Raw genomic sequence first — 22,378 nt, 5'->3', positions numbered from 1 at the left:
ACAAGCAATATTTCACCACAGAGGCCACAGAGGCACACAGAGTCTTTAAATTTTCCTCTGTGATACTCTGTGTCCCCTGTGGTGATTTTTTCATCCGATAAACGAATCAAGATATGACAAGCGACAACGAAAAAGAAATGTTCCCCCTCGTAGATGAAGAGGGAAACATAACGGGAGCAGCCACGCGGGGCGAATGCCACAACGGGAGCAAACTGCTGCATCCGGTGGTACACTTGCACGTGTTCAACAGCCGAGGTGAACTCTTCCTGCAACGCCGTCCGGCATGGAAAGACATCCAGCCCGGCAAATGGGACACGTCGGTAGGAGGACACATCGACCTGGGCGAGAGTGTGGAAATGGCTCTGATACGGGAGGCACGCGAAGAATTAGGCATTACCGGCTTCACGCCCCAACTCCTCACGCATTACGTCTTCGAATCCGACCGTGAAAAAGAACTGGTGTTCAGTCACCGCACTACCTACGACGGCACTATCACCCCCAGCGACGAACTGGACGGCGGACGCTTCTGGACTTTAGAGGACATCCGGAAAGCATTAGGCACAGGCATCTTCACGCCTAACTTCGAAAACGAATTCAAACGGTTGGGCTTCTGAACGTAAAAAAACAGGACATGACATGCAGTATTCGAAGTTTTCTTTCATTTACTTAATAAAAATGTGAAAAACATTGTTTATGAAAGAATCACTTACACTACGCAAACGCCTGGGGTTGGAAATCAACCGGAAGCTTACCGACAACCTTATCAAGGAACATCCGTTGCGGCAATTGTTCTGGGAATGCACGCTGCGCTGTAACCTGCATTGCCGCCATTGCGGAAGCGATTGCAAAAAGATAGCCGGCTACCAGGACATGCCGAAAGAAGATTTCCTGCGGGTGCTGGACAATGTAGCCGCACACACCGACCCGCACAAGGTATTCGTCATCCTGACCGGAGGCGAACCGCTGGTGCGCGAAGATTTGGAAGAATGCGGACGAGCCATTTACGAAAAAGGATTCCCTTGGGGCATGGTGACAAACGGATTGTTCCTTACTCCCGAACGGTTGGAAAGCCTCATCCGTGCCGGTATGCACTCGGCTACCGTCAGTCTGGACGGATTCAAGGAAGAACACAACTGGATGCGCGGACATCCGGAAAGCTTCGACCGTGCCATCAAAGCCATCCGTATGCTGGTAGCCTTACCCGGCTTCGTGTTCGATGTAGTGACCTGCGTGAACAAGCACAATTACCCTTACCTGGAAGAACTGAAACAATACCTCATCGGCATCGGACTGAAACGCTGGCGGCTCTTCACCGTGTTCCCCATAGGAAGGGCGGCGCACGATGCCGAACTGCAACTCTCTCCCGAAGAGTTCCGGGGGATGCTGGACTTCATCAAACGCACGCGCCAATCCGGAGACATCCGCATCAGTTACGGATGCGAAGGCTTCTTGGGCAACTACGAAGGAGACGTACGCGACCACCTGTTCAGCTGCCAGGCAGGCATCACCGTCGGCTCGGTACTGATAGACGGTTCCATTTCATCGTGCCCCAGCATCCGCGCCGATTATCACCAAGGCAACATCTATCAGGACGAGTTCATGGAAGTATGGGAAAACCGCTTCCTCCCCTATCGCGACCGCGAATGGATGCGCACCGGCGAATGTGCCTCGTGCGACTATTTCCGCTATTGCCGGGGTAACGGCATGCACCTGCGCAACGAGAAAGGCGAACTGTTAGTATGTCATTTGCACAAATTATTCACCAAATCATAAATCAAAACGTATATGAAAACAAACAAATGGATGACGCGCCTCCTGTCGGGCGCACTGGTCGCATTAGGATTTACCGCCTGCGACGATGAAAACAATGGTGATTACCCTGATGATTATCCATTAGAATACGGAAGCCCTTCTGTAGAATATCGGGTAAAAGGCACCGTGACCGATGAAGCCGGAAACCCGATTGAGAACATTCGGGTCATTATCCGAAATGCGTGGGACAACACGCCCAATCCGTATATGGACGATACGGTCTACACCGACAAGCAAGGGGCATTTGCCAACGAAATGAACACTACCGGAGGTATCGGCAAGCAGAAAGTCTACTTCGATGACATCGACGGAGAAGCGAATGGAGGGCTATTCCAACCAGACAGTACAAACATCGCTGATATGGAAGCTACACTCGTCGAAGAAGGGCACGGAAGCTGGTACCAAGGGCAATACGAGTTCACCGTCGAAAAGAAGCTGAAGAAAGATACGGAATAAACGACAGACGCATTCAACTGCGAAAACCAACACACCCTATTGTCCTGCCAGTCCTGTATAGTCAGGACTGCTGTCCTCTGCAGTCAGTACTCCAGTCCCAGCCTATCAGGACTGCAGTCCTGGCTATAAGGACTGAGGGAAAAGCTATATGCATCGGAGCATGCAGCAATGTCTCTTCACAATATCAACATTAAAGATACTTCTCTTTTAGAACTGGAAGTAAATGAAAGGCTGGATGTCGCTGCTCTTTACCTGAATCACGATAAATATCAACACAATGACCAGCAACGCCTGCCCTACCAGCGGAAGGCGGACCACGCCCCGGCTGCACGCATCCTGCCAGCTATCGGGCAACCAATGAAGCACGTAACCCAACGCCATCAGCGCAAAAACTTTCCAATAACCCGTAATCAACTGCACGAACAATTCGGGATGGAACGAAGTAAAGATTTGGCGGATCATCGTCTGCGAACCTTCGAACGTGGTGTTGCGGAAGAATATCCAGCAGAAGCAGACGAAATGGAAGGTAATCACCACCGCAAAGAAACGCCGAATCCCCGTACTGCGATAGGTCTTGGGACGGTGCAACAGGCTGCGCAAGAACTTATGCACCGCCAACGCTGCTCCATGAAGCCCTCCCCACACGATGAAATTCCAAGAAGCTCCGTGCCACAAGCCTCCCAAAAGCATCGTTACAATCAAGTTGATGTACGTGCGGACCTTCCCCTTGCGGTTCCCTCCCATCGAAATGTACAGATAATCGCGGAGCCACGTAGAAAGGGATATGTGCCAGCGATGCCAGAAATCGGTCACGCTGTCCGACTTGTATGGCGAATTGAAGTTGATGGGGAAACGGAAGCCCAACAGCAGGGCAAGCCCAATTGCCATATCGCTGTACCCCGAAAAGTCGCAATAAATCTGCAGCGCATAGCCATATACCCCGAACAAGTTTTCCAATCCCGAATACAAACCGGGATTATCGAAGATGCGCTCCACGAAATTGATGCTGATGTAATCGGATATGACCGCCTTCTTGAACAGACCGCTCACGATAAAGAAGATACCCTGCCCGAACATCTCGTTAGTAACCCTAAGCGGCTGGCGTATCTGAGGCACGAAATCGCGGGCACGCACAATGGGACCCGCCACCAGCTGGGGAAAGAACGATACATAAAAAGCATAATCGAGCAAGCTGGAAAGCGGTTTCAGGTCGCCCCTATACACATCGAGGGTGTAGCTGAGCGACTGGAAGGTAAAGAAGGAAATGCCTACCGGCAGGAAGATGTCGAGCGGTTCAAAACTTCCGTTCCACAAAGGGTAGAGCATTTCGTAAAAGAAGTTGGTGTATTTGAAGTAACACAACAAGCCCAGGTTAATGCACAGGCTGACAACTACCAGAAACTTCCTTTTCCAATGAGCGACCGTATGCACCATCTGCCGGGCAAGCAGGAAGTCGCTCACCGTCACAATTCCCAACAGGAAAAAATAAATGCCGCTGCTTTTGTAATAGAAATAATACGAAAATGCCGTGACGAACAGCAGGCGTGCCGTCGTCTTTTTCTGCAACAGCGCATAAACCAGGCTGAACCCTAAAAAAAGAAACAGAAACAGTCCGCTGTTGAATATCATCGGCTGGCTGGGGTCATAAGTCAGGACCTCTGCCAGTTTACTCCAATCCAGTTGCCACATAATCGTTGTAAGCCTTTATGAATGCTTCGTGAAGCAATAAACCTTGTACTATATATCCTTCTCTCGTAAAATGAATCTTGTCACGCTGATAGAAATGTGCCGCATTCCAGTTCAGGCAGGCACGCTCCTTTCCTCCCACAATATCGTATAAGTCCCAAACGGCAAGCCCGTTCTCGCGTGCGAAACGCAATTCGGTACTTACCACCGAAGGTGTCCGCGGATTGATGACACGCGGTCCGCGCCGTCCGTTCCTAACGTAAGCACCGGGCGGAGTTGTCCATAAAAAAGCCACATCGGGACATTGCTGTTTCAATACAGCCAGCATGGTTCTCATAGCTTCTGTATGTTCGGAAGCAGAATAACGCCTCCCGTGCGCCTCGTTTGTTCCAAATGACACGATTACCAAATCGGGATGCAAGTCTGCCACCTTTTGCAAACGTTCGGGCGTGGAATACGAAGCGCAAGTAGCTCCATTTACCCCCAAGATATGATACACCACTCCTTCCCTGCCTGTTTCCACCGCCAATCCCGAAGTCTGATAAGACACCGGAAGGTCTTCTACTGCCCTCATTCCGAAATCATCTTCCAGACAACGGCGCATCACATACGGAAAGACGTGTCCACGTACATGCGAATCGCCGATATGCACAATGCGTACCGGACGGTCCAACCGTTTTAACTTTGCAAAGAAAGGCGCTAAAGAAGCCGTCGGGTCTGTCAGAACATTATCTTCAGTCTGCAAGAACTTATCCGGCATCGGACTGTCTACGGCAATGAATTCCATAAGCCGGGTCATCTCTTCACTGGAATATATCGGCTCCGAATGCCTGTCCGGCTTGGGCTGGACGGGTATGGTGTCTTGCGCGTATACCCATTGCCCCATCAGAAAGAGCAATGCTAAAGCGTATCGTAACCTATTCATTTTCATAAGCCTTCCGTTTCTCATGCTGTTCCTTGCCGTACATCAATGTCTCAAATAACAATCCAGCCAAGTGTTTCCCTCCCCTGAAATTGATATGAGTATAATCATAGTTTGCCATCTGAGGCTTGCTTTCCACCATCTTCACGATGCTGCCTTCTCCCCCCATCGCTTCGTAAAGATTCCAAAAAGCGATATGCGTCTCGGCAGCCAGTGCCTGCTGATAGCGCACCAGGTTCTTGACACCCGGCATCGTACGCAACTTGCCTGTCTCATCCTTCGACTCACGGTCTCCGATGCTGACCAGCAAGAAGGAAGCTTGCGGGAATGCCTCTTTTAAACGGTTGATTACCTTCACCATTTCGGAAGTGTAATAGCGGTAATTCGTTATACCTTCCGATGCCACATTCAAACCGTATTGCAAGACAATCAAATCGTATGTACGGAGCCGGTTATACGCCCGCAACATCGGCATCGGCACACCGCCCAACTGCTGCCCGCTGCTGCCCCGGGTACTGAAGTTGTCAACCACAATGCCCGAAGACGGATCCATGGTCACACCGTAACAGATAGCAGTAGAATCTGTATGTTCTACTCTCCATTCGACACTACGTATATCCTCCTGCACCGTAGCTGCCTGTAACAGGCTGTCGCCGGCAAAAGCATACGAAACCGTATCCGCTCCCTGATTGAGTACAGCCGAAAGCCGGATGGAGTCGAGCGAAACAAAATAGAAGGAAGACGTCTCGCACGCTCCCAGATGGTCAGCGTATGTACCCAAACCTTTCAACGTAACACGGGCACCCGGCGAAGGATAATAATAATGATTGGACAAATCCTGCAAACGGCGGTTAAAGCCCACCGAATCAGTAACCGAATGGGTCTTCCAACCGCTGAACGTATGTTTAACCGTGGGGCGGAATCCTGCCACACGGGAAGTAACCGGGACATAACCGACACCACAACCGCCGAAACGCGACTGAAGCATGGCACGCAAATCGGCAGTGAGAATGTCTCCTTCGATAAACGAATCTCCGAAATAAGCAATACGCACGGGACGGTGAAGCGTCGGACAAGCCGACAAGGCTTCGTAGAAATGCGACATCCCCCGCATCGTAGAATCGGCATAGTCTTCGATGCAAGTCATTCCGGTCTTGCACGTATCGACAAAGGCAGGCTTCACCACCGGAGGCAACACCAAAGAATCAGAGTCTGCCAGCACCTCCTCCACAGGGTCGGGGCGCAAGTCGGACAGTAAATCAACTTTGCGCAACGTATATCTCCCAATCTTCAAGACAGGCAGGAAATACATCGCCAACAAACCTCCTGCAACCAGCAAAGCAAAGAGAAACGTGGATGTAACTTTATTTTTCATCGTTCTCACACTAAAAAAACGGCACAAAGATAACAGATTTTCGACATACGCCACACACGTACCAAATAAAAAAACTTCCAAAGCTCCTTACGGGCTTTGGAAGTTTTTATGCTTATCTCAACAAGAGATACAAATCAATGAATGATACCCAGCTTGGAAGATTCCACAAACTTGATGATGTTCTCAATTTCAGGACTATTCGGAATCTGCTCCCTGATACGGATCAGCGCATCGTGCTGTGAGGTATTTGCCTTGTACAAAATACGGTATGCCTGCGCAATGTGCTTGACTAAGGTCTCAGAGAATCCTGCACGCTCCAGCACAAGCGTACTGATGCTGTAGAACTCAATCGGTTCGTGCGCTGCCACGATATAAGGAGGTATATCCTTTACGAAACGGCAGCCTCCTTGCACCACCGAATAACTTCCCAGCCGCGTATTTCCTTGCATCAGCACATTCGATGTCAAGATAGAGCAATCGAAAACGATGCAGTTTCCCGAAATTTGCGAACCGTTTCCGATAATGCACCGGTTGCCCACTGTCACGTCGTGCGACAAACGTGCACCGGTCATGATAAAATTACCATTACCCACCGATGTTTCATGGTCGGCATGTGTAGCACGGATAATCACGGCATTCTCACGAATCACATTATTGTCTCCGATGCGTGCAATGGTATCTTCTCCTGTATAGGCAAAGTCTTGCGGAACAGCTGCAATCACTGCTCCTTGACAGACCTTGTTACCGTTACCCATACGTGTACCACTCATCAGGCTTGCGTAAGGCATAATCTCATTGTCATCCCCTATCTCGACATTCTTATCGATATAGGCAAACGGATGAACCGTAACATTGTTGCCAATCTTTGCAGACGGGTCAACATAAGCTAAAGGACTGATCATAGTTGCTTTATTTTAAGGTTAATAAATCTCATTCTCTACCTCCGCCCAATGCACTATACAAAGAAACGACTGCCTGTATGCGCTGCATATTGTCCGAAACTTCGGTCAATTGAGCGCTCAGCAGGTTCTGCTGTGCCGTCAGGATTTCCAGGTATGTGGCATCACCACTTTGGAACAATGCTTTGGTATAAGTAACCGCCTTGTCCAACTGGTCTACCTGCTGACGATCGTGTTCCAGCTTCTTGTCCTGTGTATCATAGAGACGCAAGGCATTGCTGACTTCCTCTCCGGCTTCCAGAATGGTCTGCTGGTAATTCATACGTGCAATCTCTTCTTCAGCTTTCGAAACCTTTAAGTTAGCCACTAATTTGCCATTGTTAAAGATAGGTTGTGCCAATGAAGCCAATGCCTGAAACATGAACTCAGCCGGATTGGCAACCGAAATGTTCGACCCGTTCGTCCAACCTGCCGTAGCCGTAATGTTCAATCCCGGATAAAACGCAGCACGCGCCTGATTGGTTGTATAATATGCACTTGCCAAAGTCATCTCGGCAATCTTAACATCGGGACGGTTTTCCAACAATTGCAAAGGAACGCCTACCGTCAAATCTTCCGGCATCACCTGCTCATCCAAAGTATTGCGGTCAATCGGCTGAGGAGTCTTTGCCAACAGCACGCAAAGCGAGTTCTCAGTTTCACGCACCTGACGCTGCAAGTCCAGCAACGAAGCCTGTACCTGATGGTAAGCGGCACGCATCTGGGCTACAGCAGCCTCGGTAGTCATTCCGGCAATTTTCATCGCTTCCATCGTGCGTACGTTTTCCTTATAGATGTCTACAGTCTGGCTTGTAATCTCTACCTGACGGTCGAGCATCAACAAAGAATAATACGTATTCGCAATGCCGCAAATGATTTGCGAACGTGTAGCTTGTTCAGAATATTGGCTCTGAAGATAAGCCACCTTCTGCCCGCGTTTCGTATTCAGAATCTTACCGAAGAAATCAAGTTCCCAACTGGCTGCAACCGGCAGCGTATAAGCCTTTACATAATTTCCTCCATCCATGCTGGTTGCAGTACCTTGAGGAGCCAGATTGATGGAAGGGAGATAAGACAACTTGGCAGCAGTCAGCATGACTTTCGCTTCTTCCACCCGAAGGGCGGCAGCCTGCAAATCCACATTGTTCGCCAATCCCTCTTCAATAAGCGCCTGCAGCTTGGCATCGCGGAAAACTTCTTGCCAAGGCAGGTTTCCCATATTTGTCGTATCGGTTGTTGCCAACGTATCCGTAGGCGAAACCGGGTCACGGTAGATGCCCGAAGCATCTATCGTTTCCGGACGGTCATACGATTTATAAATGTGGCAGCTGCTCATCATAGCAGCTACGCACACAATTCCTATTATTTGTTTCTTCATTATCATCTTATCGTTTAGTAGGAGTATACTGTTCAATTTCAGATTCCACTTCGCTTTCGTCCAAGCTATCCCATTCCATCGGTTTAACTTTTTCTTGCAACCATTGGAACGTCACGAACAAAATCGGAACGATGAAAATCTGGAAAATCATACCAATCAACATACCGCCGATAGCCGAAGCACCCAATGTACGGTTACCGTGGGCACCTACACCAAAGGCGAACATCAACGGGAGCAAACCGATAATCATTGCCAAAGAAGTCATCAGAATCGGTCGCAGACGGGCGGAAGCACCCAAGACAGCTGCCCAAGATATACTCATACCCTGCTTACGACGGTCGAGCGCGAACTCTACAATCAAGATGGCATTCTTTGCCAACAGACCCATCAACATAATCAACGCAATCTGCATATAAATATCGTTCGACATCGTTCCCAATACCATTTTCAATGCCGGAATACTGCCCAATGCCGAGAAACCGTTGACAAACAGGAAGCTTCCCAACAAACCGCAAGGTATTGACAACAATACTGCCAAAGGCAACAGGTAGCTTTCATACTGTGCACTCAGCAACAGGTAAACGAATACCAGACAGAGCACAAAGATAATTCCTGTCGTATTGGTGGTCTGTGCCTCTTCACGCGCCATACCTCCCAATTCGTAACCGAAACCGGCAGGCAAGTTATCGTTTGCTACTTCAGCAATCGCTTGCAATGCCTGACCCGAAGAATAACCGGCTGCCGGAGAAACCATCACCTGAATAGAAGTATACAGGTTGAAACGGCTGATGACATCCGGACCGTAAATCTTCTTCAGCGATACGAACTGCGAAATAGGAGCCATCTCGCCGTCACTGCCACGCACCTTGATTCCGTTCAACGACTCCAAGTTCTTTGTAGCATCGGGTTCTGCCTGAATCATCACACGGTACATCTTACCGAAGCTGTTGAAGTTAGATGCGTAGATACCACCGAAGTAGCCCTGCATGGTTGTCAAAATATCGCTCGGACTAATACCCGCCTTCTTACAAGCTGCCGCATCAATATCCAACTGATATTGCGGGAAGCTCGGGTTAAAGTTGGTAGAAGCCGAATTGATTTCCGGACGCTCCTGCAAAGCGGCAATATAGTCGTTTACCACCTGGAAGAAGTGATCCAGACTACCACCGGTCTTATCCTGCATGTTCAACTCGATATCGGTTGAAATAGAATAACCCGGAATCATCGGAGGTGCAAAGAACAGTACTTGCGCATCCTTGAAGAGTTTCTGTGAACGCATGAACAACGTAGCAACCACAATATCTGAACTTTGCTGCGTAGAACGTTCCTCCCAGTCTTTCAGCTTGATGATAATAGAACCGTAAGAAGGTCCCTGACCGCTACCGATAAAGCTGAAACCGGAAATCACCGTACGTGACTGAACGGCTGGTTCGGCAGCTATCAGGCTGTCCACCTGTGCCAATACTTCACGTGCACGTTCCTGAGAAGTGCCGGGAGGCAAAGTCACAGAACCCATAATGGTACCCGTATCTTCATTCGGCACCATACCGGTAGGTGTAATGCTCATGAATACGACCAAAAGCACAATCGCTCCGGCAACCATACCCATTGACAGCCAGCGTTTGTGAATAAAGAATACGACACGTTTCTTATATTTTGCCAGCAACGAATTATACGACTTGTTGAACGAGTTCTTGAACTTATCGGTAGTCATACCGGCAAAAGCCAAGACACTGATAATAATCATCACGATACAGAGCACCGGATGTTCTTCGAAACTGAACAAGCCGAAAATCATACCCAAAATAGCAACGATTGTAAAGAGAATGACAATCTTCGGGTTCATCCACTTACCGAGAGCGTCTGTATACCGTGCCACGAGAATCTTACGCGATTCCTTATAAGCCGTACCCATACGTTCTTTCAACGTAGCTTCCGAATTATGCGGTTTCAAGAACAAGGCACACAATGCCGGAGAAAGCGTCAAGGCGTTCAGAGCCGAGAAACCGATAGAAATCGCCATGGTCAGACCGAACTGCTGGTAGAAGGTACCTGCCGTACCACTCATGAAACTTACCGGAATGAACACAGACATCATCACCAACGTAATGGAAACGATGGCGCTGCCCAATTCGCTCATGGCATCGATAGATGCCTCACGCGTTGACTTATATCCCTGGTCCAACTTGGCGTGGACACCCTCGACGACGACTATGGCATCGTCGACGACTATCGCAATCGCAAGCACCATAGCCGACAAGGTCAGCAAGTTGATACTGAAGCCGATAATCTTCAAGGCAAAGAAGGTGGCAATCAAAGCTACCGGAATGGCAATCGCCGGAATCAACGTAGAACGCATATCCTGCAAGAAGATATATACTACGATAAACACCAGGATAAATGCTTCAATCAACGTCTTGACAACCTCGTGAATAGAAGCGAACAAGAAGTCGTTGGCACTCTGTGCAATGTTGATACCCAAGCCTTCGGGAAGATTCTTTTCATATTCGGCAAGCACTTTTTCCAAGTTAGCAATGGTTTCCGTCGCATTGGTTCCTGCCATCTGATAGATGATACAAGATACAGCCTTGTGACCGTTTACCGTATTGTTGAAGTTGTAAGTCAAACGGCCCAATTCCATTTCGGCTACATCTTTCAAGCGAAGCAATTCACCGTTCGGCAAAGACTTGATGACAATATCGCCGAATTCTGTTTCGCTCGACAAACGTCCTTTATAACGGATGGTATATTGGAACGACTGGTTACCGCGTTCACCGAACTGTCCCGGTGCAGCTTCCACGTTCTGTTCTGCCAATACTCCCGTAATGTCACTCGGCACCAACTTATACTGCGCCATCACATCCGGTTTCAACCAGATACGCATGGAGTAGTCGGTACCCATCACATTGGCATCACCCACACCGCTTACACGCTTGATTTCCGGAATCAAGTTGATACTTGCGTAATTTTCGAGGAACTCGATGTTGTATTTGTCTTCCTTATCATAAATAGAGAAAATCATCAACATAGAGGTCTGACGCTTCATGGTGGTCACACCGACCTGCGTTACTTCAGCAGGCAACAGACCTTGAGCCTGAGTCACACGGTTCTGCACATTGACCTGCGCCATATCAGGGTCAGTTCCTTGATTAAAATACACTGTGATACGTGCCGATCCGTTATTGGTAGCGGTAGACTGCATGTACATCATGTTTTCCACACCATTGATCTGGTCCTCCAACGGAGAAATCACAGAGTTCAATACAGCCTGCGCATTGGCACCTGTATAGGTCGCACTAACCGAAACGGTAGGCGGCGCGATGTCCGGATATTGGGTAATTGGCAAAGTTGCCAAACCGATAAAACCCAAGATTACCAACAAAATTGAGATAACGGTTGATAATACCGGACGGTTAATAAATTTATCTAGTTTCATTCTATACCTTTATATTATATAACGATATTTACGTATTGAATCAATTAAAAGCTGTAGCCAGATTGCCTTCTCTCTGGTCTTTCAAAGCCTGCTGATACTTGGCTTCTCTTTGGGCAGGGGTAATCGGAGTAATCTTCATACCGTCGCTCAAACGGGTTACACCTTCTACGGCAATCTTGTCGCCCGACTTCAAACCGTCAAGCACAATGTAGTTCTTGCCATCGTTCAAGTTCGAGATTTGGATTTCCGTATACTTCACTGTGCTGTCCGGTTGCAATACGTAAACGAACTTCTTGTCCTGGATGTCTACCGTAGCCGACTGCGGAACCAACAATACATTTTCCATTGTATAAGGGAAGATAATGTTCGCCATACCTCCGCTCCGCAAGACATTCTGCTTATTGGGGAAAATGGCACGCATGCTTACCGAACCGGTTTCCTGGTCGATAACACCGCTCACGGCATCAATCTTTCCTTTTTCCGCATAAACGCTTCCATCAGAAAGTTCCAGCTGCACTTCCGGCATCTTCTCCAATTGCTCTTTCAGTGTACCACCTGCCTTGGTCAGGTTCAACAGTTCCTTTTCGGTCAATGAGAAATACACATACATGTCCCCGATTTGAGAAACCGTTGTCAAAGGATCAGCTACCGACGGGCTTACCAGTGCACCTATACGGTAGGGGAACGTACCGATAACGCCGTCCGAAGGGCTGGTCACCGTACAGAATCCCAGATTCTGCTTGGCAGCAGTGTACGAAGCTTCAGCCTGTGCCAGGCTTGCCTTAGCTGTCAACAGGTTGTTGACGGCAGTCTGATATTCAAAATCACTGATGATTTTCTGTTCGTGAAGCATCTTTTTGTTCACTTCCGTTTCCGAAATAGTCTTCAGATTTGCTTTCGCAGACTCAACTCCTGCCTTAGCCTGGTCAAACGCCGCCTGATATTGTGTGGGGTCAATTTGGAACAACGCTTGTCCCTTATGAACGGTAGCACCTTCGTCTACACACAATTTCACGATAAATCCCGATACTTGCGGACGGATTTCAATATCCTGCAAACCTTTAATTGTTGCCGGATACTTTGTCACCTGATTACTGGAAGTAGAAGTCACCTCCTGTACTGTGAACTCGTCATCACCCATTTTACCGCCTTGGCTGCTACATGCAGTCAACGCCGATATGCCCAATGCCAAAAGGGCTATCCGGCTAGAAGAAAAACTTCTGTTTTTTTTCATGCTCATATTCATAAATATAACTGTTAGTGTTTCCTTGATTTGTTAATTGCCTATGAAAACTTACCCAAATGCATTCGTTTGAGCTTTGCAAAGATAGGAAAAAAGTGTCTATATAAAATAGGTGTTTAACTAAGAATAACCATAAAACAAAGAAGTTATTACATATAGTCCTAATAATCCGACCAAATGACAAATCTTATCGACAAAAAATGTGACGATTCCTGCAATTTAGAGTTTTTAAAGCCTAAATATCGTCCATTTGTTATTTTATTCTTACTTTTGCACAACACATTAACGATAAATCTAAAAGAAGATGGTGAAAATAACAAAAGAAGCTGCCCTGCTTTATCACTCGCAAGGCAAGCCTGGAAAAATTGAGGTCGTACCGACCAAGCCTTATCAAACCCAACGTGATTTGTCTTTAGCTTATTCTCCCGGTGTAGCGGAACCGTGTCTGGAAATCCAAAAGAACCCCGACACTGCATACGACTACACAGACAAAGGAAACTTGGTAGCGGTTATTTCGAACGGAACCGCCGTATTGGGATTGGGAGACATCGGTGCCATGAGCGGCAAACCGGTTATGGAAGGAAAAGGATTACTGTTCAAGATTTACGCAGGCATCGATGTATTCGACATTGAAGTAAACGAAAAAGACCCCGACAAATTCATCGAAGCTGTAAAGGCGATTGCTCCGACATTCGGAGGCATCAACCTGGAAGACATCAAAGCACCTGAGTGCTTCAAAATCGAACAACGGCTGAAAGAAGAACTGGACATCCCGGTCATGCACGATGACCAGCACGGAACCGCCATTATTTCAAGTGCAGGACTGCTGAATGCGCTGGAGGTAGCAGGCAAGAAGATAGAAGAAGTAAAGATTGTGGTAAATGGAGCCGGAGCTTCTGCCGTATCATGCACCAAACTTTACATCTCATTGGGAGCACGACTGGAAAACATCCTGATGCTGGACAGCAAAGGGGTCATAACCAAAGAACGTACCGACCTGAACGAACAGAAGAAATTCTTTGCGACAGACCGCACCGATGTACATACATTAGCCGAAGCCATCAAAGGCGCCGATGTATTCCTGGGACTTTCCAAAGGGAATGTCCTGACACAAGACATGGTACGCAGCATGGCTTCTCACCCGATTGTTTTCGCATTGGCAAACCCGACACCCGAAATTTCGTACGAAGACGCCATGGCATCACGACCGGATGTATTAATGTCGACCGGACGTTCTGATTACCCGAACCAAATCAACAACGTTATCGGATTCCCCTACATCTTCCGCGGCGCACTCGACACCCGTGCCACAGCCATCAACGAAGAAATGAAACTGGCAGCCGTACGCGCCATTGCCGGACTGGCAAAGAAACCGGTACCCGATGTAGTAAACAACGCTTACCATGTCAACAACCTGACCTTCGGACCCGATTATTTCATTCCGAAACCGGTTGACCCGCGCCTGATAACCGAAGTGTCTATGGCTGTAGCCAAGGCTGCTATGGATTCGGGAGTAGCACGCAAGCATATCACCGACTGGGACGGATACAAGAATCACTTGCGCGAACTGATGGGACAAGAAAACAAGCTTACCCGCCAGTTATACGAAACCGCACGCCAGGACCCGCAACGTGTCGTATTTGCTGAAGGTATCCACCCCAATATGCTGAGAGCTGCAGTAGAAGCAAAAGCCGAAGGCATCTGCCACCCGATTCTGTTGGGCAACGAAGAACGCATCGAAAAACTTGCCAAAGAACTGGATTTAAGCCTGGAAGGTATCGAAATCGTCAACTTGCGTCATGACCGTGAAGCAGAGCGCCGTGAACGCTATGCACGCATCTTGAGCGAGAAACGCGCCCGTGAAGGAGCAAACTATCAAGAGGCAAACGACAAGATGTTCGAACGCAACTACTTCGGCATGATGATGGTAGAAACCGGTGAAGCAGATGCTTTCGTTACAGGTCTGTATACCAAATATACCAACACCATCAAGGTGGCAAAAGAAGTTATCGGCATCCAGCCGGGATACAAACACTTCGGCACCATGCATATCCTGAACTCCAAGAAAGGCACTTATTTCATTGCCGATACACTGATCAACCACCATCCCGACACAGAAACCCTGATTGACATCGCCAAATTGTCTGCCAAAGCAGTACGTTTCTTCAACCAAGAACCGGTAATGGCAATGCTTGCTTACTCCAACTTCGGTTCCGACCAAGAAGGAAGCCCGGCTAAAGTGCACGAAGCCTTAGCCTACATGCAGCAAGAATTCCCCGATCTGGCTATCGACGGAGAAATGCAGGCAAGATTTGCCCTCAACAACGAGTTGCGTGACGAGAAATATCCGTTCACCCGCCTGAAAGGTAAAGAAGTCAATACACTGGTATTCCCGAACCTGAACTCTGCCAACGCTACTTACCAGCTTATCCAAAGCATGAGCGAAACAGAAGTAATCGGCCCGATTCAGATGGGACTGAACAAACCGATTCACTTTACCGACATTGAAAGCTCAGTGCGCGATATCGTCAACATCACCGCTATCGCCTGCATCGATGCGATCGTAGCCAAGAAGTTGCATAACCAAAAATAAATTTATGTCTCTGTTTGAAACGCAGATTTACACAGATTTTCGCAGATTAAGAAACTGCGAGAATCTTCGTGAATCTGCGTTTCTTCTGTCACCATACACCTTTTCATACCCTGACCTTATGCGAAAACCACTCACCTCTTCACAATGTGTCGTGTTAGCCTTGGCTTGGGCAGCACTTTGTTTCATTGTTCTTACTTCCAGCCCACAAATTGACGGCATACTTATCCTGACAATACTCATTTCAGGTGCCCTGGTGTTCATTCCGATTGTCAAAGCGTTAAAAAAGAAACAGCAGAAGTAGTCATTTCCACACAAAAACGAAACAAAAACAACTTTTTGATGTTTTTACTCTGATTTTCTTACTAAATTGTTGCATAAATAAAAAATAATCTATACTTTTGCCACATCAAACAACGAGAAGAATATTTAATAACCAATAACAAGATTAGAAGAATGAATGCAGCTAAAGTATTGGAAGATCTGAAAAGAAGATTTCCGAATGAACCTGAGTACCATCAGGCAGTAGAAGAAGTGTTAGGTACAATCGAAGAAGAATACAACAAGCATCCTGAATTCGACAAAGTGAATCTGATTGAACGCTTGTGTATTCCAGACCGTGTTTACCAGTTCCGTGTAACGTGGATGGACGATAAAGGCAACATCCAGACCAATATGGGATACCGTGTACAGCATAACAACGCCATTGGCCCGTACAAAGGCGGTATCCGTTTCCACAGTTCTGTAAACCTCGGTATCCTGAAGTTCCTGGCTTTCGAACAAACATTCAAGAACTCATTGACTACACTCCCGATGGGTGGAGGCAAAGGTGGTTCAGACTTCTCTCCACGTGGCAAATCAAACGCTGAGGTAATGCGTTTCTGCCAGGCTTTCATGCTGGAATTGTGGCGCCACATTGGTCCTGAAACCGATGTACCTGCCGGTGACATCGGTGTAGGCGGACGTGAAGTAGGCTACATGTTCGGTATGTACAAGAAACTGACCCGTGAATTTAGCGGTGTGCTTACCGGTAAAGGACGCGAATTCGGAGGTTCATTGATTCGCCCCGAAGCAACAGGTTACGGAAACATCTACTTCCTGCTCGAAATGCTGAAGACCCGCAACATCGACATCAAAGGCAAGACTTGTCTGGTATCAGGTGCAGGAAACGTAGCACAATATACAGTAGAAAAACTGATTCAGTTGGGTGCGAAAGTAGTTACGATGTCCGACTCAGACGGTTATATCTACGATCCGGACGGAATCGACCGCGAAAAACTGGATTACATCATGGAACTGAAGAACCTGTACCGTGGACGTATCCGCGAATATGCAGAGAAATACGGCTGCAAATACGTAGCCGGAGCACGTCCTTGGAACGAAAAAGGCGACATTGCCCTGCCTTCTGCCACACAGAATGAAATCAACGGCGACGATGCCAAAGCTTTGGTTGCCAACGGTGTATTCGCTGTATCCGAAGGTGCCAACATGCCTTCTACCCCCGAAGCAATCCGTGTATTCCAGGAAGCGAAGATTCTCTATGCACCGGGTAAGGCTGCCAATGCCGGCGGTGTATCTGTATCAGGTCTGGAAATGACTCAGAACTCCATCAAGCTGAGCTGGAGCCAGGAAGAAGTGGACGAAAAGCTGAAGAGCATCATGAAGAACATCCACGAAGCTTGCGTGAAATACGGAACAGAACCCGACGGTTACATCAACTACGTAAAGGGTGCCAACGTAGCCGGATTCATGAAAGTGGCAAATGCCATGATGGCTCAAGGCATCGTATAATTTATACAGGTGCGACAAATTTCAATCCGGCTTCCGTCACAGGAAGCCGGATTTTTTTACGCTTACCCTTCCCCGCCATTCCTATTTTAACACTCACTTTATCAATAGTTACACTTATTTCATTATCTTTGCCAAGTTATTACGCTAAAGCCGATAATGTTATGAATATCCGAAAAATCTTTGCAGGGTTACTTCTTACCCTGGCGGTGTCTTCGTGCATTCAAGACGAAGCCCTGAACGTGGAAGCAGCCATCGATGACTGCACAGGCGAAAACATCCAACTGGCAAGCATAGATGCCACCCACAAAGAAATAGAAATTTATGTGCTCGACGGTACAGATGTATCACAGCAGGAACTGAACTTTACGCTTGCCGACGGCGCAACCATTCAAGCCGACGAAACAGAAGCAGGCGACCAGCCTCCGTATTACGATTTCAGCCAACGCACATTGCGCCGGTTCACCGTGACATCGGAAGACGGAAACACAACCGCCACGTATGTAGTCCGCATCAACAAAATGGAACTTCCCACTCATTATTCGTTCGAAAACCTGCGCGCCACTACGCCCTATCATGTTTTCTATCTCACCAATGAGTCGGGCATCATGCAGTGGGCAAGCGGAAACCCAGGCTACGAACTGAGCGGCATGGCACTCGACGAGACGCAATACCCTACCGTACAGGCTCCAATAGGCCACAGCGGCAAATGCGTACGTCTTACTACACGTAGCACCGGCTCTTTCGGACTCCCGTTAGGAATGCCCATAGCTTGTGGCAACTTGTTTGTTGGCTCGTTCGACGTACAAAATGCCGTCACAGCTCCACGACAGGCTACCCACTTCGGTTTCCCATTTACCAAAATACCCCAACGCATAACCGGATGGTATAAATACCAAAAAGGTGAGACATTCACCGATGAAAACAATGAAGTACTAAGCGGACAAACCGATATAGGCGACATCTATGCAGTGCTTTACGAAGCTGAGACCAGCGACTATACACTGGATGGCGACCTCTTCCCACTGACCGGAGGCATCAACCCGAATATTGTACTGATGGCACGTATTGGTGAACAAGGCCAACAAGAAATGAAAGAAACCGATGAATGGACTTACTTCGACTTATCATTCGAGGCACAAAACGGCAAGACCGTCGACCCTGAAGGACTGGCAAACGGCAAATACAAACTTGCAATCGCTTTCGCCTCCAGCAGAGGAGGAGGTTATTTCCGAGGAGCGGTAGGAAGCGAACTGTACATAGACGAAGTGGAAATAATCTGCGAATAACCCTTAACACGTAAACAACATGAAAAAATACATATTAACTTTAGCAGTAGCCCTGGCATTCGGCACAGGCATCGCACAGGCACAATGGTCGGAACACAAAGGCTTGCTTTGGTCATCCCTGCACGGATTGGAATACGAATTCAAGGCAGGTGTAAACTTCGGAGGCACTTCCCCACTCCCACTTCCACACGAAATCAGAAGCATCGACAGTTATCGCCCCGGGCTTGCCATCACTATCGAAGGAAACGCTACCAAATGGATAGACGAAGCCAAGAAATGGGGCGTAAGCGTAGGGTTACGCCTCGACAGCAAGAGCATGACCACCCAAGCCACGGTGAAAAACTATGGCATGGAAATCTTCAGTGAGACAGGTGGAAAAATACAAGGACTTTGGACAGGTGGCGTAGAAACAAAAGTAAGGATGTCGCTCCTTACCATCCCCATCCTTGCCAACTATAAGATAGGCGAACGCTGGAAACTGGTATTCGGCCCCTACCTGTCATATATGATGAGCGGTGACTTCGACGGGAACGTCTACGAAGGTCATCTGCGCACTCCCGATGCTACAGGAAGCCGTGTCAACTTTACAGGTGACAACGTCGCTACCTATGACTTTTCCGAAGACCTCCGCCGTTTCCAATGGGGATTGCAAGTGGGTGGTTCATGGCGTGCCTATAAGCACCTTACCGTACACGCCGACCTGACCTGGGGACTGAATGACATCTTTCAGAAAGATTTCGAAACCATTACATTCGCCATGTACCCCATCTACCTGAACCTCGGGTTCGGATATGTATTCTGAAAATCCTCCCAATAAGAAGCAGTTTTGAATTTATCGTGCGATGATTTTGGGATGAGTTTTTGAGGCATTTTCGCTTCTGTGATGAGGAAAGATAGTGGGCTATCTGACGAAGAACAGGAGCGAAAAGGACCAAAAAATCGCCCAAAGCACACACGAAAACGGATACATCATGCCAAGAAAAACTTTTTGGAGAAATTCAAAACAGCTTCTCAGTCATACAAGTAAAACATCCGGTCCATCAGATGCCATTTCTCTGCCGATGTGCTTCCGGGAAGACACTCTTGAAAACGTGTCACACATTCTTCCCACTCCGCCTGCCGTGGCAAAGAAGCGAGCCGTTTCATAGCTACATTCCAATCAAAGTCAAGCGGAGTTTCTACTATCATGAACAACTTATTGCCATAAATGTAGATTTCCATCTCCAAGATACCCACCTCACGGATTCCCCTCCGTATCTCAGGCCATGCATATTCACGGCTGTGCAACTTGCGGTATTCGGCAATAAGTGCGCGATTGTCCTTCAAGTCAAGCGTCTGGCAATAACGTTTGACCGGAATATCGTATGCCTTTGTTTGATATCCTTCGTAATCCATTGTCTTCTGTACATTTTAGTTAAACCTTCCGGTAAACGTATCTTCACCGGCGACTGCATATACTTTCATGAAAAGCCGTATCTATGTGGACTCCCAACCCGTCTTTATCTGATGCGGAAAACCGGAGCTATTTGGTTGAGCGGTTCAGCAGGCAAGGTGATGGCAAGCCCCCCGGCGGTACGTTCCGCCTGCACTTTTCCATATCCTAGCAAAGTCACTTCGTGTATCTCTTCGGGATACAATTCCGAACCTGCCGCCAGTGACTTGATGATTACGGTATGGCTTTCGGGCCATCCAAGTGCAGTGGCATATAATACATCACCTTTTTGCGTGAAACGGATTTCTTTCGAGTCTGCCTTGTTATACGAACCTTCGTTGAAACCCTGCGCGTTGAGCGGAATATCCTCTTCAGCTATCGGTCCTTCGCCAAACACTTTCCACGGACGGGTATCATAAACGGCTTCCTTGTTGATGTCCATCCAGGCACCGAACTCGTTCAGGATTTTTTCTTCCTTCTCGTCAAACGTCCCGTCGGCACGGAGCGGCACGCTCAGCAACAGGTTTCCGTTCTTGCTCACGATGTCCATCAAAAGCTTTACGACATACGAAGCCGACTTGTAGCCATTGTTCTCATAAATGGAGGTATTGTAGTGCCAGCCTCCGATACACGAACAGGATTGCCACGGCTCCGGAATCGCCTTGTTGGGAGCTCCGCGTTCCACATCCCAAACCAATGCCTTACGCTGGTCTTCGTTCAGAATCTTACCAAACATTACGGCTTCCAATTTGCCATTGTGCGTAGCCATGCTATGGTTATAAAAATGTGCGGCAATCTTCAATCCCGCATCGCTTACCGGATAAAAAGGCAATACCGTCACATCGAAATACAACAAATCGGGGTTGTAACGGTTGATGACATCCAGCGTGCGGTTATAGAAATTGGTTGCAAATTCTTGCGAAGGAGGACATGCACCGTTCTCCCATCCCCACTGGCGATGAATCATGCCATTATCCCAGCTGTTCTCGCTCAGCGGATGGTTCTGTGCATAGAGGTCTTGCGGGTCATAGCCTTCCCACCATTTGCCTTTCCCGTCCGCCTTGGTCAGCTTCCCGTCATAAGGGATGCCTTTCATGGGACCGATGGTGTCATGCCGCTGGGCTACTTCGTACCACGTCCACGCATGGTCGGCATGCAAACTGACTCCGAAATACAATCCGTATTTGCGGGCTGCCTTCTCCCAACCGGCAAGGATATTCTTCTTCGGTCCCATATTGATGGAGTTCCAAGGCTGGTATTTGCTATCCCATAAATCAAAATTATCATGATGATTTCCCAACACAAAGAAATACTGCGCCCCTATCTTCTTATAAAACGCCACCAGTTTGTCCGGATCCCAGCGTTCTGCCTTAAAGAGAGGAATAACATCCTTGAAACCAAACTCCGAGGGATGCCCGTAATGCTTTACATGATATTCATATTCAGGAGAGCCCTCTATATACATTGAACGTGCCATCCAGTCGCCCGATCCTTCTACACACTGCGGTCCCCAGTGTGCCCAGATACCGAACTTGGCATTGCGGAACCACTCCGGCACCTGATATTGTTTCAACGACTCCCACGTAGGCTCGAACTTTCCTTTCATCATCGGTTCATCTCTTTCCGATACAGGCACCTGATAAGTCTGGGCATACAGCCCCGCAGATAAAAATAAAGATGCAATCAAGAGTTTTGTTTTCATACGTATAAGTGTTTAGTGTTTTTCTGATAACAAAGATACGAACATACGGCAAACCACAATAGGACAAAGCAGGAAGTTTATGGATAAAATCGACAAACCGTTATTTTTATATCTTCAAACGAAAACAAAAACGATTTATATTTCATAAATTTGCACCAAAAAAAAGAAAAAAGTTAACTTTAAAAAGCCATATAAAAACACCTATTAATATGAGAAGCTGTTTTGAATTTCTCCAAAAAGTTTTTCTTGTCTTGATGTATCCGTTTTCGTGTGTGCTTTGGGCGATTTTTTGGTCTTTTTCGCTCCTGTTCTTCGTCAGATAGCCCGCTAT

At 47.8% G+C, this 22,378-nt stretch carries 18 protein-coding genes; 9 read left to right on the top strand and 9 right to left on the bottom strand.

Going from position 1 to position 22,378, the window contains the following annotated elements:
• Positions 1-113 precede the first annotated feature (113 nt).
• The 3 genes from B5F25_RS16680 to B5F25_RS16670 all read left to right on the top strand — a co-directional run bounded on the left by B5F25_RS16680 (position 114) and on the right by B5F25_RS16670 (position 2,268).
• The gene (locus B5F25_RS16680) at positions 114-614 is read left to right on the top strand and encodes an NUDIX domain-containing protein (RefSeq protein WP_087250876.1); all 501 of its coding nucleotides are present in this window, start codon (positions 114-116) and stop codon (positions 612-614) included.
• Positions 615-693: 79 nt separating this feature from the next.
• Positions 694-1,773, top strand: coding sequence for a TIGR04133 family radical SAM/SPASM protein (locus B5F25_RS16675; protein ID WP_087250874.1), 1,080 nt, complete (start codon positions 694-696; stop codon positions 1,771-1,773).
• Between the two features lie 12 nt (positions 1,774-1,785).
• Positions 1,786-2,268, top strand: a complete 483-nt coding sequence (locus B5F25_RS16670; protein WP_087250872.1) for a radical SAM-associated putative lipoprotein — start codon at positions 1,786-1,788, stop codon at positions 2,266-2,268.
• Positions 2,269-2,475: 207 nt separating this feature from the next.
• Here the strand turns inward: B5F25_RS16670 and B5F25_RS16665 are convergent, their stop codons facing one another.
• The 7 genes from B5F25_RS16665 to B5F25_RS16635 all read right to left on the bottom strand — a co-directional run bounded on the left by B5F25_RS16665 (position 2,476) and on the right by B5F25_RS16635 (position 13,249).
• The gene (locus B5F25_RS16665) at positions 2,476-3,957 is read right to left on the bottom strand and encodes an MBOAT family protein (protein WP_087250870.1); all 1,482 of its coding nucleotides are present in this window, start codon (positions 3,955-3,957) and stop codon (positions 2,476-2,478) included.
• Entirely contained in the window at positions 3,935-4,885 is a 951-nt protein-coding gene (locus B5F25_RS16660; RefSeq protein WP_022041101.1) for a GDSL-type esterase/lipase family protein, read from the bottom strand. The genes B5F25_RS16665 and B5F25_RS16660 overlap by 23 nt, the downstream gene beginning before the upstream one ends.
• Complete coding sequence (locus B5F25_RS16655) at positions 4,872-6,251, bottom strand: hypothetical protein (RefSeq protein WP_087250866.1); 1,380 nt, start codon at positions 6,249-6,251, stop codon at positions 4,872-4,874. Before B5F25_RS16655 ends, B5F25_RS16660 begins: the two co-directional genes overlap by 14 nt.
• Positions 6,252-6,385: 134 nt before the next feature.
• Positions 6,386-7,153 carry an acyl-ACP--UDP-N-acetylglucosamine O-acyltransferase gene (gene lpxA, locus B5F25_RS16650; protein WP_013617643.1) on the bottom strand — a complete coding sequence of 256 codons (768 nt, stop codon included), beginning with the start codon at positions 7,151-7,153 and terminating at the stop codon, positions 6,386-6,388.
• Between the two features lie 28 nt (positions 7,154-7,181).
• On the bottom strand, positions 7,182-8,573 hold the full coding sequence (locus B5F25_RS16645; RefSeq protein ID WP_174490715.1) for a TolC family protein: 1,392 nt from the start codon (positions 8,571-8,573) through the stop codon (positions 7,182-7,184).
• A 1-nt stretch (position 8,574) separates the two neighbouring features.
• Positions 8,575-12,003, bottom strand: a complete 3,429-nt coding sequence (locus B5F25_RS16640) for an efflux RND transporter permease subunit (RefSeq protein ID WP_087250863.1) — start codon at positions 12,001-12,003, stop codon at positions 8,575-8,577.
• 40 nt (positions 12,004-12,043) lie between these two features.
• Positions 12,044-13,249: an efflux RND transporter periplasmic adaptor subunit gene (locus B5F25_RS16635; protein ID WP_087250860.1), complete on the bottom strand. Its 1,206-nt coding sequence runs from the start codon at positions 13,247-13,249 to the stop codon at positions 12,044-12,046.
• A 301-nt stretch (positions 13,250-13,550) separates the two neighbouring features.
• Between B5F25_RS16635 and B5F25_RS16630 the strand changes: the two genes are divergently transcribed.
• From B5F25_RS16630 to B5F25_RS21940, 6 genes are all read left to right on the top strand, one after another.
• On the top strand, positions 13,551-15,839 hold the full coding sequence (locus B5F25_RS16630; protein WP_022041106.1) for an NADP-dependent malic enzyme: 2,289 nt from the start codon (positions 13,551-13,553) through the stop codon (positions 15,837-15,839).
• A gap of 118 nt (positions 15,840-15,957) precedes the next feature.
• The gene (locus tag B5F25_RS22510) at positions 15,958-16,140 is read left to right on the top strand and encodes a hypothetical protein (protein WP_087250885.1); all 183 of its coding nucleotides are present in this window, start codon (positions 15,958-15,960) and stop codon (positions 16,138-16,140) included.
• Between the two features lie 152 nt (positions 16,141-16,292).
• Positions 16,293-17,627 (top strand): NADP-specific glutamate dehydrogenase, encoded by a 1,335-nt coding sequence (locus tag B5F25_RS16620; protein WP_013617649.1) that lies wholly within the window; start codon positions 16,293-16,295, stop codon positions 17,625-17,627.
• A 161-nt stretch (positions 17,628-17,788) separates the two neighbouring features.
• The gene (locus B5F25_RS16615; protein WP_087250858.1) at positions 17,789-18,913 is read left to right on the top strand and encodes a PCMD domain-containing protein; all 1,125 of its coding nucleotides are present in this window, start codon (positions 17,789-17,791) and stop codon (positions 18,911-18,913) included.
• Positions 18,914-18,932: 19 nt separating this feature from the next.
• Positions 18,933-19,715 (top strand): porin family protein, encoded by a 783-nt coding sequence (locus B5F25_RS16610; RefSeq protein ID WP_022041109.1) that lies wholly within the window; start codon positions 18,933-18,935, stop codon positions 19,713-19,715.
• 81 nt (positions 19,716-19,796) lie between these two features.
• Positions 19,797-19,940 (top strand): hypothetical protein, encoded by a 144-nt coding sequence (locus B5F25_RS21940; protein ID WP_162614442.1) that lies wholly within the window; start codon positions 19,797-19,799, stop codon positions 19,938-19,940.
• Here the strand turns inward: B5F25_RS21940 and B5F25_RS16605 are convergent.
• Both B5F25_RS16605 and B5F25_RS16600 read right to left on the bottom strand, forming a co-directional pair.
• Positions 19,925-20,308 (bottom strand): L-rhamnose mutarotase, encoded by a 384-nt coding sequence (locus tag B5F25_RS16605; RefSeq protein WP_022040234.1) that lies wholly within the window; start codon positions 20,306-20,308, stop codon positions 19,925-19,927. The genes B5F25_RS21940 and B5F25_RS16605 overlap by 16 nt on opposite strands.
• A gap of 104 nt (positions 20,309-20,412) precedes the next feature.
• Positions 20,413-22,047, bottom strand: coding sequence for an alpha-L-fucosidase (locus B5F25_RS16600; RefSeq protein WP_022040235.1), 1,635 nt, complete (start codon positions 22,045-22,047; stop codon positions 20,413-20,415).
• Positions 22,048-22,378: the final 331 nt, after the last annotated feature.

This window comes from Bacteroides sp. An19 (assembly GCF_002160215.1).
In the GTDB taxonomy this organism is placed as follows: domain Bacteria; phylum Bacteroidota; class Bacteroidia; order Bacteroidales; family Bacteroidaceae; genus Phocaeicola; species Phocaeicola intestinalis.
Note: the sequence above shows the minus strand (reverse complement) of the source record. Positions and strands in the feature narration are given on the sequence as shown.

Coding starts and splice junctions, on each gene's coding strand:
- B5F25_RS16680 (WP_087250876.1), top strand. CDS start 114: ATGACAAGCGACAACGAAAAAGAAATGTTCCCCCTCGTAGATGAAGAG.
- B5F25_RS16675 (WP_087250874.1), top strand. CDS start 694: ATGAAAGAATCACTTACACTACGCAAACGCCTGGGGTTGGAAATCAAC.
- B5F25_RS16670 (WP_087250872.1), top strand. CDS start 1,786: ATGAAAACAAACAAATGGATGACGCGCCTCCTGTCGGGCGCACTGGTC.
- B5F25_RS16665 (WP_087250870.1), bottom strand. CDS start 3,957: ATGTGGCAACTGGATTGGAGTAAACTGGCAGAGGTCCTGACTTATGAC.
- B5F25_RS16660 (WP_022041101.1), bottom strand. CDS start 4,885: ATGAAAATGAATAGGTTACGATACGCTTTAGCATTGCTCTTTCTGATG.
- B5F25_RS16655 (WP_087250866.1), bottom strand. CDS start 6,251: ATGAAAAATAAAGTTACATCCACGTTTCTCTTTGCTTTGCTGGTTGCA.
- lpxA (WP_013617643.1), bottom strand. CDS start 7,153: ATGATCAGTCCTTTAGCTTATGTTGACCCGTCTGCAAAGATTGGCAAC.
- B5F25_RS16645 (WP_174490715.1), bottom strand. CDS start 8,573: ATGATAATGAAGAAACAAATAATAGGAATTGTGTGCGTAGCTGCTATG.
- B5F25_RS16640 (WP_087250863.1), bottom strand. CDS start 12,003: ATGAAACTAGATAAATTTATTAACCGTCCGGTATTATCAACCGTTATC.
- B5F25_RS16635 (WP_087250860.1), bottom strand. CDS start 13,249: ATGAATATGAGCATGAAAAAAAACAGAAGTTTTTCTTCTAGCCGGATA.
- B5F25_RS16630 (WP_022041106.1), top strand. CDS start 13,551: ATGGTGAAAATAACAAAAGAAGCTGCCCTGCTTTATCACTCGCAAGGC.
- B5F25_RS22510 (WP_087250885.1), top strand. CDS start 15,958: ATGCGAAAACCACTCACCTCTTCACAATGTGTCGTGTTAGCCTTGGCT.
- B5F25_RS16620 (WP_013617649.1), top strand. CDS start 16,293: ATGAATGCAGCTAAAGTATTGGAAGATCTGAAAAGAAGATTTCCGAAT.
- B5F25_RS16615 (WP_087250858.1), top strand. CDS start 17,789: ATGAATATCCGAAAAATCTTTGCAGGGTTACTTCTTACCCTGGCGGTG.
- B5F25_RS16610 (WP_022041109.1), top strand. CDS start 18,933: ATGAAAAAATACATATTAACTTTAGCAGTAGCCCTGGCATTCGGCACA.
- B5F25_RS21940 (WP_162614442.1), top strand. CDS start 19,797: ATGAGGAAAGATAGTGGGCTATCTGACGAAGAACAGGAGCGAAAAGGA.
- B5F25_RS16605 (WP_022040234.1), bottom strand. CDS start 20,308: ATGGATTACGAAGGATATCAAACAAAGGCATACGATATTCCGGTCAAA.
- B5F25_RS16600 (WP_022040235.1), bottom strand. CDS start 22,047: ATGAAAACAAAACTCTTGATTGCATCTTTATTTTTATCTGCGGGGCTG.